Here is a 14,312-nt window from a genome sequence, read left to right as displayed (position 1 = left end):
TTCCCTCGGAATCTCGCCTTTCTTTTTGCGACGTCCAATAGCGTCGCTTTTGAATGCGCGCGCGTCGTCCCATAACAAGCAGCCCCACTGCGCATCCGGCAATGCTCGCACCTGCTGGACAAAGTGGTGGAGCGTCGTTTCCCTCATGGACGCACGGCGCTCTACAGGGAGTGAGAGAATTCATGGCCGATCTGATCGTCGTCTATTGGCGCGACATCCCCGCCCAGGTCATCGTCAAGAAGGGCCGGCAGAACGCCAAGCGCGAACTGCCGCTGCGCTTCACCGAGGCGATCGATATGTGCGCCATGCGCACCGGCGCCGGCGGCACCGACGATTACCTCGCCGAATGGCGCAAGGCCGATCCGATCCCGGTCGGCGACGACCTCGAAGCCGAGGTCGAGAAGGCATTCAGCGACATCGACGCGAAATACGACCGCGAGCGGCTGGTCGCTCTGGTCAAGGCGGGCGGGAAAGAAAATGTCTGACACGACTCCCGGCAAAGGGGGCCCGGCGGTGACCCAGGCCACGCAGGTCAAGAAGGCAGCGCCGAAATCCGACTACAAGCCGGCCGACGTATCGCCGCAGCGGCGCGTGCAGCGCTCGTTTGCGATCAGGCTGTGGTCGATCCGCCATTCGCGATTGCTCGAATGGTTCTACTCCAGATTCGCAGACATGTTCCTGCTGCTCCATCCGCTATGGAAAGGCCTTGGCTACGGCCGCGTCGAAGCGCCGATCAAGTTCGTTGAAAAACGCGTAAAAGGCTTCATGTTCGACTGCCGCATGTGCGGTCAGTGCATATTGTCCTCGACCGGCATGTCGTGCCCGATGAACTGCCCCAAGCAGCTGCGCAACGGCCCGTGTGGCGGCGTGCGCGCCAACGGCAATTGCGAGGTCGAGCCCGACATGCCTTGCGTCTGGGTCAAGGCCTGGGAAGGTTCGCGGAACATGGAGCATGGCGACAGGATCCTGACCGTTCAGAAGCCGGTCGACCAGTCGCTGCGCGAAACCTCGGCCTGGCTGCGGGTGACGGCGCAGTCGGCAGCGGCCCGTGAAGCCGCTGCCAAAGCCAATACCGGAGCGGGCGCGTGATCGGCCGTCAGCGCGATGAAAACCCGGCCGGCATCCATCTGCCGCTAGATCCCCTGCCCGGCCACTCCTCGCGTGGCCGACTGGAGCGCGTGCTGCGACGCGGCGAATTCGCCGTCACCACCGAGCTCAACCCGCCCGACAGCGCCGATCCCGAAGACGTCTACAACAGGGCGAAAATCTTCGACGGCTGGGTCGACGCCATCAATGCCGTCGATGCCTCCGGCGCCAACTGCCACATGTCGTCGGTCGGCATCTGCGCGCTTTTGACCCGCATGGGCTATGCCCCGATCATGCAGATTGCCTGCCGTGACAGGAACCGGATCGCCATCCAGGGCGACGTGCTGGGCGGTGCGGCGATGGGCGTCGCCAACATGCTGTGCCTCACCGGCGACGGCGTCCAGGCCGGCGACCAGCCCGGCGCCAAGCCTGTCTTCGACCTCGATTCCATGTCATTGCTGGAAACCTGCCGCATCATGCGCGACAACGGCAAGTTCCTATCCGGCCGCAAGTTGACGACGCCGCCGCAAATTTTCCTCGGCGCCGCCGTCAACCCCTTCGCGCCACCCTTCGATTTCCGCCCGATCCATCTCGGCAAGAAGATCGCCGCCGGCGCGCAGTTCGTGCAGACGCAGTATTGCTTCGACGTGCCGATGTTCAGAACCTTCATGCAGAGGGCGCGGGACTTGGGGCATACGGAAAAAGTTTTCATCCTGTGCGGCGTCGGCCCGCTGGCTTCGGCCAAGACGGCCAAATGGATCCGCTCCAACGTGCCGGGCATTCATATTCCCGATACCATCATCAAGCGGCTGGAAGGCGCGCAGGACCAGAAGAAGGAAGGCAAGCAGCTCTGCACCGACATCATCAACGAGGTGAAGGAAATTCCTGGTGTCTCCGGCATCCATGTGATGGCCTACCGCCAGGAGGAATATGTCGCCGAGATCGTCGATGAATCGGGTGTGCTGAAAGGCCGCCAGCCATGGAAACGTGAGATCCGCCACGACGATCAGATGGTCGCCGACCGGCTCGAGAGCATACTGCACGACGACATTACCGAAACGCAGGTGGATATGGTGAAGACCGCGCACTGACAGCGCGGACGGCCAGCCATTCGCTTGAATGAAACCAGACAACGATATAAAGAAATCTTTATATCAGGCGGAGAAACTTCATGACCCGGACCATCGTCGCCTCGGCGACACGAGAGATCATCATCGGCTTCGACCAGCCTTTCTGCGTCATCGGCGAGCGCATCAACCCGACCGGCCGCAAGAAGCTGGCCGCCGAGATGATCGCCGGCAATTTCGAGACCGTCATCAAGGATGCGCTGGAACAGGCCGCCTGCGGCGCCACCATGCTCGACGTCAATGCCGGCGTCACCTCCGTTAATCCGAACGAAACCGAACCCGGCCTGCTCGTGCAGACGCTGGAGATCGTCCAGGGCCTGGTCGACCTGCCGCTGTCGATCGACTCGTCGGTGACCGCCGCCATCGAGGCAGCGCTCAAGGTCGCCAAGGGCCGGCCGCTGGTCAACTCCGTGACTGGCGAAGAGGAAAAGCTCGAAGCCATCCTGCCGCTGGTCAAGAAGTACAATGTTCCAGTCGTCGCCATCTCCAACGACGAGACCGGCATTTCGATGGATCCGGATGTGCGCTTCGCCGTCGCCAAGAAGATCGTGCAGCGCTGCGCCGATTTCGGCATTCCGGCGCATGACGTCGTCGTTGACCCGCTGGTGATGCCGATCGGCGCGCTCGGCGATGCCGGCCGCCAGGTCTTCGCGCTGTTGCGCCGCCTGCGTGAAGAGCTCAAGGTCAACACCACCTGCGGCCTGTCCAACATCTCGTTCGGCCTGCCGCACCGCCACGGCATCAACGCCGCCTTCATCCCGATGGTGATCGGCGCCGGCATGACCTCGGCGATCATGAACCCGGTGCGCCCGCAGGAAATGGAAGCCGTGCGCGGCGCCAATGTGCTCAACGGCACCGACGAGAACTGCACCAACTGGATCAGGACCTACAAGGACTACAAGCCGGCCGAAGGCGGTCAGGCGGTCGCAGCGCCCACCGCGGTTAACGCTCCGGGCGAAGGCGGCGGCAATGGCAATGGCGGTCGCCGTCGCGGCGGCCGTGAAGCCCGCATGGCCAGGGGATAGAGCGAGACAGGACACGGTTTTCTTGACAGATCAAGACCGCACAAGGCCTGAAATGCCGAACTGGCAGGTAATTCTGCGAGTGGCTTTTTGCAGCGTATTTATGCTTTTGGCCGGGTCCTATGCCTTCGGCTATCTGAGTCATGAATACCTCCGGTATTTTGTTCTGTGTATCTACGCCACTGCCTTTCTAATGTTTGTCCTGATCGCATTTCCACTTCTGCTCGGGGCAATTCCCGCAAGGACATTGGACCGGCAAAGACTGGACAATTTCTCCATGTTTTGGCTGCGATGGTATCCGCTGCCGCTCATCGCTTCCTATCTGGCAAGCCTCGCATATGTGAAATCTTTTCCCAGTGCCGGCTTAGTCGAGTAATGAAAATATGAACTCGCCTGCAAACATTACCGATCCGCTCGTGCTGTTCATGCCGTCAGGCAAGCGCGGGCGGTTTCCTGTCGGCACGCCGGTGCTCGACGCCGCGCGCCAGCTCGGTGTCTATGTCGAAAGCGTCTGCGGCGGCCGCGCCACCTGTGGGCGCTGCCAGATCGAGGTGCAGGAAGGCAATTTCGCCAAGCACAAGATCGTCTCGTCCAACGACCACATCTCGCCCAAGGGCGCCAAGGAAGAGCGCTATGAGCGCGTCCGCGGCCTGCCCGAGCGGCGCCGCCTGTCCTGCTCGGCGCAGATTCTCGGCGACCTCGTCATCGACGTGCCGCAGGACACGGTCATCAACGCCCAGACCATCCGCAAGGATGCCGACACGCGCGTCATCGCCCGCGATGCGGCGATCCGCATGTGCTATGTCGAGATCGAAGAGCCCGACATGCACAAGCCGCTGGGCGATCTCGACCGCCTCAAGATCGCCTTGATGAAGGATTGGGGCTTTAAAAACCTCGAATTCGACTTCTACCTGATGCCGCAGGTGCAAGGCATACTGCGCAAGGGTAACTGGACCGCGACCGCGGCCATCCACAAGGATGCCGAAAGCGACATCGCCCGCGTCATAGCACTCTGGCCCGGCCTCAAGAACGAGGCCTATGGACTGGCCTGCGACATCGGCTCGACCACCATCGCCATGCATCTGGTGTCGTTGCTGTCGGGCCGCGTCGCCGCTTCGTCGGGCACCTCCAACCCGCAGATCCGCTTCGGCGAGGATCTGATGAGCCGCGTCTCCTATGTGATGATGAACCCGGACGGCCGCGAAGGCATGACGGTCGCCGTGCGCGAGGCGATCTCGGGCCTGGTCGACAAGGTCTGCGCGGAAGGCAATGTCCAGCGCAACGACATCCTGGATTCCGTCTTTGTCGGCAATCCGATCATGCACCATCTGTTCCTCGGCATCGATCCGACCGAACTCGGCGGCGCGCCCTTCGCACTCGCCGTCTCGGGCGCGGTGCGCATCAAGGCCTCCGATATCGGCCTGAAGCTCAACCAGGGCGCCCGCCTCTATATGCTGCCTTGCATTGCCGGCCATGTCGGCGCCGACGCCGCAGCCGTGACGCTGTCGGAAGGCCCGCATCGCCAGGACGAGATGATGCTGATCGTCGACGTCGGCACCAATGCCGAGATCGTGCTTGGCAACCGCAAGCGGGTGGTCGCAGCCTCCTCGCCCACCGGTCCCGCCTTCGAGGGCGCGGAAATCTCCGGCGGCCAGCGCGCTGCCCCCGGCGCAATCGAGCGCGTGCGCATCGACCCCGATACGCTGGAGCCGAAATACCGCGTCATCGGCTCTGAACTCTGGTCCGACGACCCCGGCTTCCTGGATAGCGTGCAGGCGACCGGCGTCACCGGCATTTGCGGCTCCGGCATCATCGAGATCGTGGCCGAAATGTACCTCGCCGGCATCATCTCCGAGGATGGCGTCATCGACGGGTCGCTGGCCGAGCGGTCGCCGCGCGTCACGGTCAACGGCCGCACCTTCTCTTATGTCTTGAAGGAAGGCGAACCCAAGATCACCATCACGCAGACCGACGTGCGCGCCATCCAGCTTGCCAAGGCGGCGCTCTATGCCGGCACCAAGCTTCTGATGGAAAAGCAGAACACCGAATACGTCGACCGCATCCATTTCGCCGGCGCCTTCGGCTCGTTCATCGATCCGAAATACGCCATGGTGCTTGGGCTGATCCCGGACTGCGACCTCGACAAGGTCTCGGCCGTCGGCAACGCCGCCGGTGCCGGCGCGCGGATGGCGCTGCTCAACCGCGGCTATCGCCGTGAGATCGAGGACACGGTCAGCCACATCGAGAAGATCGAGACCGCACTGGAGCCGAAATTCCAGGAGCATTTCGTCTACGCCATGGCGCTTCCCAACAAGGTCGATCCGTTCCCGAAACTGTCGGCGGCGGTGAAATTGCCGCCACGCAAGACCGTCAGCGAGGATGGCGTCGCCGGCGACGCCGCCCCGCGCCGGCGTTCGCGCGAAGGCCATGCCGCCAGGCGCAGCCGGGAATAAGCCGCCTTACGAAGGCCGCCAATTCGCCCAATTTCATTTGTATGCAAATGTTTCCAGATCGCACCGATCTGGAAACCGAAACGCTGTTTTGGCGCAATCCGTCCGATACAGACGTGAAGCATTTAACGGACATCGAATGGCGGACCGGACTATTCCGCCGCCACAACGCTCCAAAGGAGAATAGAGATGTTCGAGACCCTGGGCCGTTTTCGTGCGGCCATGAAGAATGCACAGGCCGTGCGCGCCATGAACAACCTGCCACCCGAAATCCAGAAGGACATCGGCTGGCCCGTGTCGCCGCGCATCGACGCCCAGACCAACCTGTCGCGTCTGATCCTGGGCTCGGGCCGCTGATGACCTTCGCCGACAAGTGCAAATTGCTGACCAAGCGCCGGGGCCGCCGCATGGTCCCGGCTGCGACCGACATCAAGCTGTGCGCCGCGCTGCTGCCCCGGCGCTGAGCCGCGCTGCGCAGAACCGCGGACATGGCTGATCAAACAACCGTGTTAGCTTGGGCCAGAATCTTGACATTTCGGCTGGAGGTACGATCTTCGAGATAGTGGGGAATTCTCTTAGTCGGCTGCTGCCGAGCTTGTGTATTCGAATGCCCAGTTTCAAAAGCCACCTCGTTTCCTTCATCCTCCGGCACAGCCGCAAGAAGGCATTTGCCAGCCCGGAAAACCTGCAGCGCTGGATCGCCTATGCGCGCAAGACCGAGGATCATCATCCCCCGGCATTGCTGCGGGAGCGGCTCGATATCACCGAGCGCAGCGTCGATGGCTTCCCTGTCTACGAGATCGCGCCGAAGGCCGGCGAACGCAGGCGCATCCTCTACATGCATGGCGGCGCCTATGTCTTCCAGATCACATCCTATCATTGGGGGTTGATCGCCGAGATGGCCGAGCGCTTGGGTTTCGGAATCACCGTGCCGATCTATCCCATCGCGCCGGAGCATGATTTCCACGCCATGTTCGGCATGGTCGGCGACGTCTACCGGCAGATGCTGGATGAGACCGACGCTGAAGACATCGTCTTCATGGGTGATTCCGCGGGCGGCAACATGGCCGTCGTGCTGACCATGATGGCGGCTGAGGAAGGCCTGCCCTTGCCGTCGCGCCACGTGCTGATTTCACCCGGCCTCGACATGTCGCTGTCCAACCCCGAAGTGTTCGAGGCGGAACGCAACGATCCGTGGCTCGGCATTTCCGGCGGGCTGGAAGCGATCCGCATGTACAGTGCCGGCATCGATCGCAGCGACTGGCACATCAGCCNTCGGCATTTCCGGCGGGCTGGAAGCGATCCGCATGTACAGTGCCGGCATCGATCGCAGCGACTGGCACATCAGCCCGCTCTATGGCGACCTCGCGGTGCTGCCGAAGACCCTGCTTCTGACCGGCTCGCACGACCTGCTCAGCCCCGACAATCTGATCTTCGCCAAAAAGGCGCGCGCTGCCGGCGTCGACGTCGAGGTCGTCTACGAGGAAGGCATGTTCCACGTCTGGCCGCTGATCGAGATGCCGGAGGCGCGTCGCGCCAGGGACAGCATCGTCACCTTCCTTGAAGGTGAGCCCACCAAGCGGCGCGCAACTGCGCGACGCACGGCGCGACCCGCTCTCGCGGCGCGCCCCGCCCAAGCAGCGGAATAGCAGAGCAATTCCAGGAAAAGTGTAAAACGGTTTTCCCGGGAAAAGCGTGTAGCGCTTTCCCTTGGGAATTGCGTCAAAACAAGGAGTTAAAGCGGCTCGCGTTTCCGTGAAACGGTGAACCGCTCTAGAACTTGCCGGTTTCGCGGAAAAGCTCGAACGTCGCGCGGATATGGTCGGCGACGGCCTTGACCGGCGCGCTGGCGTCCGGCGACACCACCATCGCCAGATTGTAGGTGCCGATATCGGGCATGCCGTCCTTCGGGCAAAGCTCGACCATGTCGTTGCCGAGGAATGACTTCGGCAGCGGCGCAACCGCGAGGTCGGACATGATGGCGGCGCGCTGGCCGGCCGTGTGGGCGCTCATATAGGCGATGCGGTAATTGCGGCCTTCACGGCTCAGCGCATCGAGCGCGCCGGCCCGCCAGGCGCAGCCCTCTTCCCACAGCGACACCGGCAAAGGCTCGCGCAGATGCGCGCTGCCGCCCTTGGCGCCGGCCCAGACGATCGGCTCGGTGAGCAGCACCTCGGCGCCGAGCGCGCTGGTCTTGTAGGAATTGGTCAGCAGCGTGATGTCGAGCGCCCGGTCGTCCATGCGACGGCGCAGATTGCTGCTCTGGTCGATGGTGACGTCGACGGCGATCGACGGATGCGACTGCGCGAAACGCTTCAGCACATGCGGCAACACGCGCTCGCCATAGTCGTCCGGCGAGCCGAGCCGCACCACGCCGACGATCTCGGGGATGATGAACTTCGACACCACCTCGCGGTTGATCGACAACAGCCGGCGGGCATAACCGAGCAGCATCTCGCCATCCGTGGTCAGCGTCACCGAGCGCGCATCCCGCGCGAAAACAGAGCGCCCGAGAATGTCCTCGAGCTTCTTGATCTGCATGGAGACCGCCGACGGCGTGCGGAACACCGCATTGGCCGCCGTGGTGAAACTGCCGGTCTCTGCAATGGCCACGAAGGTGCGCAAAACGTCGAGATCGAGCAGCGGCAGCGGATGATTGAGTGGGGCGTTCATCGGGATCGACCTTCAATTTTTCTGATGTGAAGCATCATTCCATTTCGTTTGATTGAACATCAGATTGGGAGGATAGTCAACTCCATCGAAGGCAGGACGTGCCATGGCTCCAACGCTCCTGACACGGAATTGCACTCGATGCGGAATATCCAGGCGACGGAACGCGTTCATGCGGGACGTGCCACAACCAAAGGAGAATGAGATGTCTATCCTGTCATCCATCGGTCGGCTTGCGATCGAATTCAGCGCGGCCCGCGCTCGCTTCCAGACCGAACGTGCGATCCGCTCGCTGCCGATCGAACTGCAGAAGGATATCGGCTGGCCTGAAGCTGCCGACACCAAGACCGGTGCACGCCGCGGCGTCGGATCCTGGGCTGGAGCAAAGTAAACCATTGTGTACCATGCGCTGAAGGCCTGCCGCGCAGACCAGCCCGGCAGGCCTTCTCTATTTTGCCTCGCAGGCTTTCTCCAACTTATTTGCATTCAAATGATTTTCAGAGCCATGTCGCCGCTGCATGGCGTATATGCGTCACTTGCATGGCGCCTCAATGTCGCCGGTAACACGCTGTAAGTAATCGTAAATTTTGGGCACCATGCCCAATAATGTCGCAAACGATGTCGCATTTCCATTCAAGCGCTTCGCATTTGCGATTTAGTTTCTGCTCACGCAGGCCTATATCGACGCCAGCAAACGAGCTGCCCCACTCCATCAAGCGAAGGCGACCCGTCTGAGCAACCGATAGGAGATGATGATGAAGCTTTTTGCCCGCCTCTTTGCCCGCCGCGAAATCAACCTGACGACCGCTCTCGAGCGCCAGCGCCTTGCCAATACCATGCCCGGCCAGACCGGCGCCATGAATGCGGTGCGCCTCGGTTTCGTTGCCTGAGATAACGGCTAGCGCTCAGCGCTTCCCTGCCGCTGCCGACAGTCGATAACAGCGCCGCTTCGGTTTGACCGAAGCGGCGTTTTTCGTTCTGAAGCCGATGTCGCCGGGAGAGCGATGCTCAATCCGGCGGCAGCCCGTGCCTGTCATCCCGGACGATTGCTCATTTGCGACCCATGTCGCAAATATAGTTTCCGCTTAGCCCCCTAGCCAATTGACAGGAATGGTTTTTCCTGATGTCGCTGTGCTGTTCGCGACATCCTGTTCGCGCCATGGCTGCGTGAGGTTCCCTTGAACGCCGTAAAGCATCCGATCAAGCGATCGTTTGTATTCTTCCTTGTCCCGGACTTCACCATGATCGCCTTTGCGACGGCGCTCGACCCGCTGCGCTCGGCCAACCGCATGCTTGGCTATGAGGCCTATCGCTGGCGCCTCGCCAGCATCGACGGCAAGCCGGTGCGCGCCTCCAACGGCGTCGAATGCGCCGTCAACACCTCGCTCGAGGAAGAGCGCAAGAAGATGGCCGGGCCGGATCGGCCGAACATGGCCATCGTCTGCAGCGGCATGAATGTCGAGCGCTACCAGAATAGGTCGGCCTTCGCCTGGCTGCGCGAGGAATACAACAGAGGCGTCGCGGTCGGCGGCCTGTGCACCGGCGCGCATATCCTTGCCGCCGCCGGCCTGCTCTCCAACAAGCGCTGCGCCATCCATTGGGAAAACCTGCCGGGCTTTTCCGAGGCCTTTCCGAAGGCCAACGTCTTTGCCGACCTCTTCGAGATCGACCAGAACATCTACACCTGCGCCGGCGGCACTGCGGCACTCGACATGATGCTCAAGCTGATCGGCGACGATTTCGACGACAATCTGGTCAACCGCGTGTGCGAGCAGGTGCTGACCGACCGCGTGCGCAGCCCCACCGACCGCCAGCGCCTGCCGCTGCGCGCCCGCCTCGGCGTGCAGAATTCCAAGGTGCTGACCATCATCGAACTGATGGAAGGCAACCTCTCCGAGCCGCTGTCGCTGATCGAAATCGCCGACCATGTCGACCTGTCGCGCCGCCAGATCGAGCGGCTGTTCCGCACCGAGATGGGCAGGTCCCCTGCCCGCTACTACCTGGAAATCCGCCTCGACCGCGCGCGACACCTTTTGATCCAGTCGTCGATGCCGGTGGTCGAAGTGGCGGTCGCCTGCGGCTTCGTCTCGGCGTCGCATTTCTCCAAATGCTACCGCGAGCTCTACGCCCGCTCGCCGCAGCAGGAGCGCGTCGACCGCAAGCAATTGCTGGCGGCTTGAGAGTCACGTGACCGCGCGAACGGCACTCTCCAAAGAACTCGCCGACCGGCAGAGTTTCCGCCTCGACGTCGAAAAATGGGCAGCATTCATGGCGGCGTTGGAAACTCCTGCGCGTGACCTACCACGCTTGAAGCGATTGCTGAGCGAACCGAGCATCTTTTCCGTAGGCGACCCAGCTTAGGTCACTGCGCCTGCGCCGTCCGCATAGCCTCGACGCGGATATCCTCGGTCAGCCGCGCCTTGAGCGCCGAGAACTCCGGGCTGGTCTTCAGCGTGTAGTGGCGTGGATGCGGTAGGTCGATGGCGACATCCGACTTGATGCGGCCTGGCCGCGCGCTCATCACGATCACCCGCGAGGCCATGAAGATCGCCTCCTCGATGTCGTGGGTGACGAACAGCACCGTCTTCTTGCGCCGTTCCCAGATGCCGAGCAGCAGTTCCTGCATCAGCCCGCGCGTCTGGTTGTCGAGCGCACCGAACGGCTCGTCCAGCAACAGGATTTCGGGGTCGTTGGCGAGCGCCCGGGCGATCGCCGTGCGCTGCTGCATGCCGCCGGACAGCTGCTTTGGCCAATGGTTCTCGAAGCCCTTGAGCCCGACGAGGTCGACATAGGAAGCGACGATCCCGTCTCGCTCCTTTTCGGCCATGCCGCGTTCGCGCAGGCCGAAGGCGATATTCTGCGCCACCGTCAGCCACGGAAACAGCGTGTAGGACTGGAATACCATGCCGCGATCCGGTCCCGGCCGCGTCACCGCCTTGCCGTCAAGCAGCACACGGCCTTCGCTCGGCGCTTCCAGGCCGGCAACGATCCTGAGCAGCGTCGACTTCCCGCAGCCGGACGGCCCCAGAATGGTGATGAAGTCGTTGGCGGCGACCGCAAGGTCGACCGGCATCAGCGCCTTGACCGGCTGCCCGCCACGCACGCCGGCGAAGGTTCGCGAGACGCCTTCGATAAGCAACTTGCTCATGCCAGGCTCCAGGGGAAGAGCCAGCGATTGAACGCCTTGAAGGCGAAGTCGGACAACAATCCGATCAGCCCGATAACGATGATGCCGAAGATGATCTGCCCTGTCGCCAGCCGCGACTGGCTGTTGATGATCATGTAGCCGATGCCTGAGGACGAACCGATCAGCTCGGCGACGATGACATAGGTCCAGGCCCAGCCGAGCACCAGCCGCAGCGTCTCGGCAATCTCGGGCGCATTGGCCGGCATGATGACCCGTTTGACGATACCGCTGTTGGTCGAGCCCAGCGTATAGGCCGCCTCGACCAGGTCGCGCCGCGTCGAGCCCACCTTGACCGCGACGATCAGGATGATCTGGAACACCGAGCCGACGAAGATGACCAGCAGCTTTTCCAGCTCGCCAATGCCGGCCCACAGGATGAGCAGCGGAATGAAGGCCGAAGCCGGGAGGTAGCGGGCGAAGGAGACGAACGGCTCCAGAAACGCTTCTATTGGCTTCCAGGCGCCCATGGCGATGCCGATCGGCACGGCGACGATCGACGCCAGCAGGAACCCGCCGAAGACCCGCCAGATGGTGATCAATATGTCGAGCCAGAAGCGATCCTCGACCAGCAGCCGCCAACCATCCCGCAGAATCGACAGCGGGTCGGCGAGGAAGATGCGGTTGACGTGGCCGCCAAGCGTGATCCACGCCCAGAAGGCGACGAACAGCACGAAGAAGGAAATGCCAAGCACGGTTCGAATGCCCGGCGACACCGGATGCAAGGGGCGCATCTTCAGATCGTCCGCATCGTCAGATCGTCCCCATGCTCAGTCGCGTTGCCCGGTAGAAAGCGGCGGCGCGCTGGCACCGCCGCATGATGGTCAAAGGCCGGACTATCAGTTCGCCACCGCGCTGGTATCGGCAAGCGCTGCAACATCTGGCGCTTCCTTGATCAACCCCATCTGCAGCAGAAGCTCGCCGGCGGTCTTGGAAAAGTCCTGGAATTCCTTGGTGAAGAACTGCTTGTTCTCCGCCTTGTCGGCCCATTTCAGGTATTTCGCCGAATCCTCGAATTCTTTCGCAGACTGCTTCACGTCGGCGCCCATGATCTCGTAGGATCTCTGCGGATCGCTCTTGATCAGGTCGAGCGCTTCGAAATAGCTGTCGGCCAGCGCCTTGGCGGCGTCGGGATTGGCGGTGAGGAATTCAGGCGTGCAGCCGACCGTGTCGAGCACCATCGGGTAGTCGAGCGTGGTCGCCAATATGTGGCCCTGATCGGACTTGTCGCGCACCGCCGAGATGAACGGCTCATAGGTGACCGCCGCATCGTTCTGGCCGGCGAGGAAGGCTTGCGCCGCCGCATCCGGTTCCAGGTTGACGACGGTCACATCCTTGGTCGACAGGCCGTTCTTGTTCAGCACCCAGGCCAGCATGAAATAAGGCGACGTGCCCGGCGCCGAGGACGCGACATTCTTGCCCTTGAGGTCGGCGACGGTCTTGATGTCGTTGCGCACGACAATGCCGTCGGCGCCATAGGATTTGTCGAGCTGGAAGATCTGCTTGGTGGTCACCCCTGAGGCGTTCCACACCAGCCAGGTCTCGACCGTGGTGGCGGCGCATTGCAGGTCGCCGCTGGCGATGGCGAGCGGCCGGCTGGCCTGCGGCACCTTCTTCAGGGTCACGTCGAGGCCATGCTTCTCGAAGATGCCGGCCTGCTTGGCGAGCGTCAGCGGCGCAAAGCCGGTCCATCCGCTGATGCCGATGGTGACCGATGTGGCAGCCTCGGCCGGCACGGATATTGCAGCCGCAAGCGCCAATGCCGCGGCAGCGACGATGGTCTTGTTCATGTCGGTTCCCCTTGTTTTTTCGGATGTCGAATTGTGTCACAGACGCCCATGGGCTTGTCAATGAAGCCGGCCCTTCACGGCAGCGTGATGATGCGCACACTAACGCGCATCGAACATCCAGCTGCGGTCGCGCCACATCTTTTCGCCGACCTGGCAGTCGGTCGGCCGGTCCTGCGCCAGCATCACCAGCGGATGCCCGGCCTCCTCGCTCGCCCGTTGCGGCGAAGCGGCGCCGGCCAGCTCCAGCACCAGCTTGCGGCGGATCGCTTCGGGAAACTGCGTCCAGTCATTGACCGGGATCATGAAGGATCCGGGACCGCCGATGACGCAGTCGCTGTAGTAGCGGTCGAGATTGTTGACGTCATAGGCGCCGCCGAACCCGCCGCGCGTCATCAGCGGCAGGCCGTTGATGATGATGCCTTGCTTGACCACCGCGTCGCGGGTGATGTCGACGGGCGCGCCCTGGTTGTTGGGGCCGTCGCCGGAAATATCGATGACGCGCTTTGTCCCCTGAAAACCGCTTTCGGCGAACAGATCGCTGCCGAATTCCAGCGCGCCGGAAATCGAGGTGCGCCGGGCGCTGGCCGGCGGATGGGCGGAAAGCTGCGCGGCCACCCGCTCGGCATCGGCCCGGCTGGCGATCACCGTCCACGGCACGACGACCTGCTGCGTGGTCGCTCCCGCCCATTCGACATAGGTGACGGCGACCTTGCCGTAGGCGCCATCGGCGATAGCCTGCAGCACATTGTCGTGCGTCAGCGCCGCCACATAGCCGTGACGCTGGATTTCGAGTTCGCCCGGCGACATCGACAGCGACACGTCGACGGCCAGCACCAGCTCGACGTCGACCGGCTCGGCGGCTTGAACCGGCGGCACCAGCCAGAGCCCCAGCGCCAGCGCGGCGCTGCCTGAAAGGAAATGTCGTGCGCAAGAAAAAGCAGACATGCCCGAAGGTAAGCGAAAACCGGCTGCTGACAAAGCAA

General features: G+C 62.6%; 16 protein-coding genes and 1 pseudogene. 12 read left to right on the top strand and 5 right to left on the bottom strand.

Annotation, left to right across the window (positions count from 1 at the left end; translation table 11 throughout):
• The first annotated feature begins 182 nt into the window (after positions 1–182).
• The 8 genes and pseudogenes from X751_RS151550 (at position 183) to X751_RS01000000163780 (ending at position 7,334) form a co-directional block, all read left to right on the top strand.
• Entirely contained in the window at positions 183–485 is a 303-nt protein-coding gene (locus tag X751_RS151550; RefSeq protein ID WP_023670397.1) for a virulence factor, read from the top strand.
• Entirely contained in the window at positions 478–1,089 is a 612-nt protein-coding gene (locus tag X751_RS151555) for a methylenetetrahydrofolate reductase C-terminal domain-containing protein (protein WP_023706088.1), read from the top strand. Before X751_RS151550 ends, X751_RS151555 begins: the two co-directional genes overlap by 8 nt.
• Positions 1,086–2,177, top strand: coding sequence for a methylenetetrahydrofolate reductase (locus tag X751_RS151560; RefSeq protein WP_023744709.1), 1,092 nt, complete (start codon positions 1,086–1,088; stop codon positions 2,175–2,177). The genes X751_RS151555 and X751_RS151560 overlap by 4 nt, the downstream gene beginning before the upstream one ends.
• Positions 2,178–2,257: 80 nt before the next feature.
• The gene (locus X751_RS151565) at positions 2,258–3,238 is read left to right on the top strand and encodes a methyltetrahydrofolate cobalamin methyltransferase (protein ID WP_023688111.1); all 981 of its coding nucleotides are present in this window, start codon (positions 2,258–2,260) and stop codon (positions 3,236–3,238) included.
• A 22-nt stretch (positions 3,239–3,260) separates the two neighbouring features.
• On the top strand, positions 3,261–3,611 hold the full coding sequence (locus X751_RS0133305; protein ID WP_156929758.1) for a hypothetical protein: 351 nt from the start codon (positions 3,261–3,263) through the stop codon (positions 3,609–3,611).
• Positions 3,612–3,618: 7 nt separating this feature from the next.
• Positions 3,619–5,688: an ASKHA domain-containing protein gene (locus X751_RS151570; protein ID WP_023744707.1), complete on the top strand. Its 2,070-nt coding sequence runs from the start codon at positions 3,619–3,621 to the stop codon at positions 5,686–5,688.
• Positions 5,689–5,874: 186 nt separating this feature from the next.
• Positions 5,875–6,042, top strand: a complete 168-nt coding sequence (locus X751_RS1000000167490; RefSeq protein WP_196813564.1) for a hypothetical protein — start codon at positions 5,875–5,877, stop codon at positions 6,040–6,042.
• A 250-nt stretch (positions 6,043–6,292) separates the two neighbouring features.
• Positions 6,293–7,334, top strand: a pseudogene (locus X751_RS01000000163780) (alpha/beta hydrolase).
• A gap of 124 nt (positions 7,335–7,458) precedes the next feature.
• Here X751_RS01000000163780 and X751_RS151575 read toward each other — a convergent pair.
• Entirely contained in the window at positions 7,459–8,358 is a 900-nt protein-coding gene (locus X751_RS151575) for a LysR substrate-binding domain-containing protein (protein WP_023670389.1), read from the bottom strand.
• Positions 8,359–8,560: 202 nt separating this feature from the next.
• Between X751_RS151575 and X751_RS151580 the strand changes: the two genes are divergently transcribed.
• The 4 genes from X751_RS151580 (at position 8,561) to X751_RS1000000165595 (ending at position 10,716) form a co-directional block, all read left to right on the top strand.
• Positions 8,561–8,746, top strand: coding sequence for a hypothetical protein (locus X751_RS151580; protein ID WP_023670388.1), 186 nt, complete (start codon positions 8,561–8,563; stop codon positions 8,744–8,746).
• Positions 8,747–9,110: 364 nt separating this feature from the next.
• Positions 9,111–9,245: a hypothetical protein gene (locus X751_RS1000000168460; RefSeq protein WP_023691011.1), complete on the top strand. Its 135-nt coding sequence runs from the start codon at positions 9,111–9,113 to the stop codon at positions 9,243–9,245.
• 351 nt (positions 9,246–9,596) lie between these two features.
• The gene (locus X751_RS151585; protein ID WP_348524244.1) at positions 9,597–10,535 is read left to right on the top strand and encodes a GlxA family transcriptional regulator; all 939 of its coding nucleotides are present in this window, start codon (positions 9,597–9,599) and stop codon (positions 10,533–10,535) included.
• Positions 10,536–10,542: 7 nt separating this feature from the next.
• On the top strand, positions 10,543–10,716 hold the full coding sequence (locus X751_RS1000000165595) for a DUF1778 domain-containing protein (protein WP_023741589.1): 174 nt from the start codon (positions 10,543–10,545) through the stop codon (positions 10,714–10,716).
• Between the two features lies 1 nt (position 10,717).
• On the opposite strand, the gene X751_RS151590 is transcribed toward X751_RS1000000165595, so the two are convergent.
• From X751_RS151590 to X751_RS151605, 4 genes are all read right to left on the bottom strand, one after another.
• The gene (locus tag X751_RS151590; RefSeq protein WP_023741590.1) at positions 10,718–11,503 is read right to left on the bottom strand and encodes an ABC transporter ATP-binding protein; all 786 of its coding nucleotides are present in this window, start codon (positions 11,501–11,503) and stop codon (positions 10,718–10,720) included.
• The gene (locus X751_RS151595) at positions 11,500–12,273 is read right to left on the bottom strand and encodes an ABC transporter permease (RefSeq protein ID WP_023744705.1); all 774 of its coding nucleotides are present in this window, start codon (positions 12,271–12,273) and stop codon (positions 11,500–11,502) included. The genes X751_RS151590 and X751_RS151595 overlap by 4 nt, the downstream gene beginning before the upstream one ends.
• 105 nt (positions 12,274–12,378) lie before the next feature.
• Positions 12,379–13,329: an ABC transporter substrate-binding protein gene (locus X751_RS151600; RefSeq protein WP_023730687.1), complete on the bottom strand. Its 951-nt coding sequence runs from the start codon at positions 13,327–13,329 to the stop codon at positions 12,379–12,381.
• A gap of 99 nt (positions 13,330–13,428) precedes the next feature.
• Complete coding sequence (locus tag X751_RS151605) at positions 13,429–14,274, bottom strand: DUF1194 domain-containing protein (protein ID WP_023744704.1); 846 nt, start codon at positions 14,272–14,274, stop codon at positions 13,429–13,431.
• Positions 14,275–14,312 lie beyond the last annotated feature (38 nt).

The organism is Mesorhizobium sp. LNJC394B00 (assembly GCF_000502555.1).
Lineage (GTDB): Bacteria > Pseudomonadota > Alphaproteobacteria > Rhizobiales > Rhizobiaceae > Mesorhizobium.
Note: the sequence above shows the minus strand (reverse complement) of the source record. Positions and strands in the feature narration are given on the sequence as shown.

Coding starts and splice junctions, on each gene's coding strand:
- X751_RS151600 (WP_023730687.1), bottom strand. CDS start 13,329: ATGAACAAGACCATCGTCGCTGCCGCGGCATTGGCGCTTGCGGCTGCA.
- X751_RS151590 (WP_023741590.1), bottom strand. CDS start 11,503: ATGAGCAAGTTGCTTATCGAAGGCGTCTCGCGAACCTTCGCCGGCGTG.
- X751_RS151605 (WP_023744704.1), bottom strand. CDS start 14,274: ATGTCTGCTTTTTCTTGCGCACGACATTTCCTTTCAGGCAGCGCCGCG.
- X751_RS151575 (WP_023670389.1), bottom strand. CDS start 8,358: ATGAACGCCCCACTCAATCATCCGCTGCCGCTGCTCGATCTCGACGTT.
- X751_RS151595 (WP_023744705.1), bottom strand. CDS start 12,273: ATGCGCCCCTTGCATCCGGTGTCGCCGGGCATTCGAACCGTGCTTGGC.
- X751_RS151550 (WP_023670397.1), top strand. CDS start 183: ATGGCCGATCTGATCGTCGTCTATTGGCGCGACATCCCCGCCCAGGTC.
- X751_RS151580 (WP_023670388.1), top strand. CDS start 8,561: ATGTCTATCCTGTCATCCATCGGTCGGCTTGCGATCGAATTCAGCGCG.
- X751_RS151555 (WP_023706088.1), top strand. CDS start 478: ATGTCTGACACGACTCCCGGCAAAGGGGGCCCGGCGGTGACCCAGGCC.
- X751_RS1000000167490 (WP_196813564.1), top strand. CDS start 5,875: ATGTTCGAGACCCTGGGCCGTTTTCGTGCGGCCATGAAGAATGCACAG.
- X751_RS151585 (WP_348524244.1), top strand. CDS start 9,597: ATGATCGCCTTTGCGACGGCGCTCGACCCGCTGCGCTCGGCCAACCGC.
- X751_RS151570 (WP_023744707.1), top strand. CDS start 3,619: ATGAACTCGCCTGCAAACATTACCGATCCGCTCGTGCTGTTCATGCCG.
- X751_RS1000000168460 (WP_023691011.1), top strand. CDS start 9,111: ATGAAGCTTTTTGCCCGCCTCTTTGCCCGCCGCGAAATCAACCTGACG.
- X751_RS151565 (WP_023688111.1), top strand. CDS start 2,258: ATGACCCGGACCATCGTCGCCTCGGCGACACGAGAGATCATCATCGGC.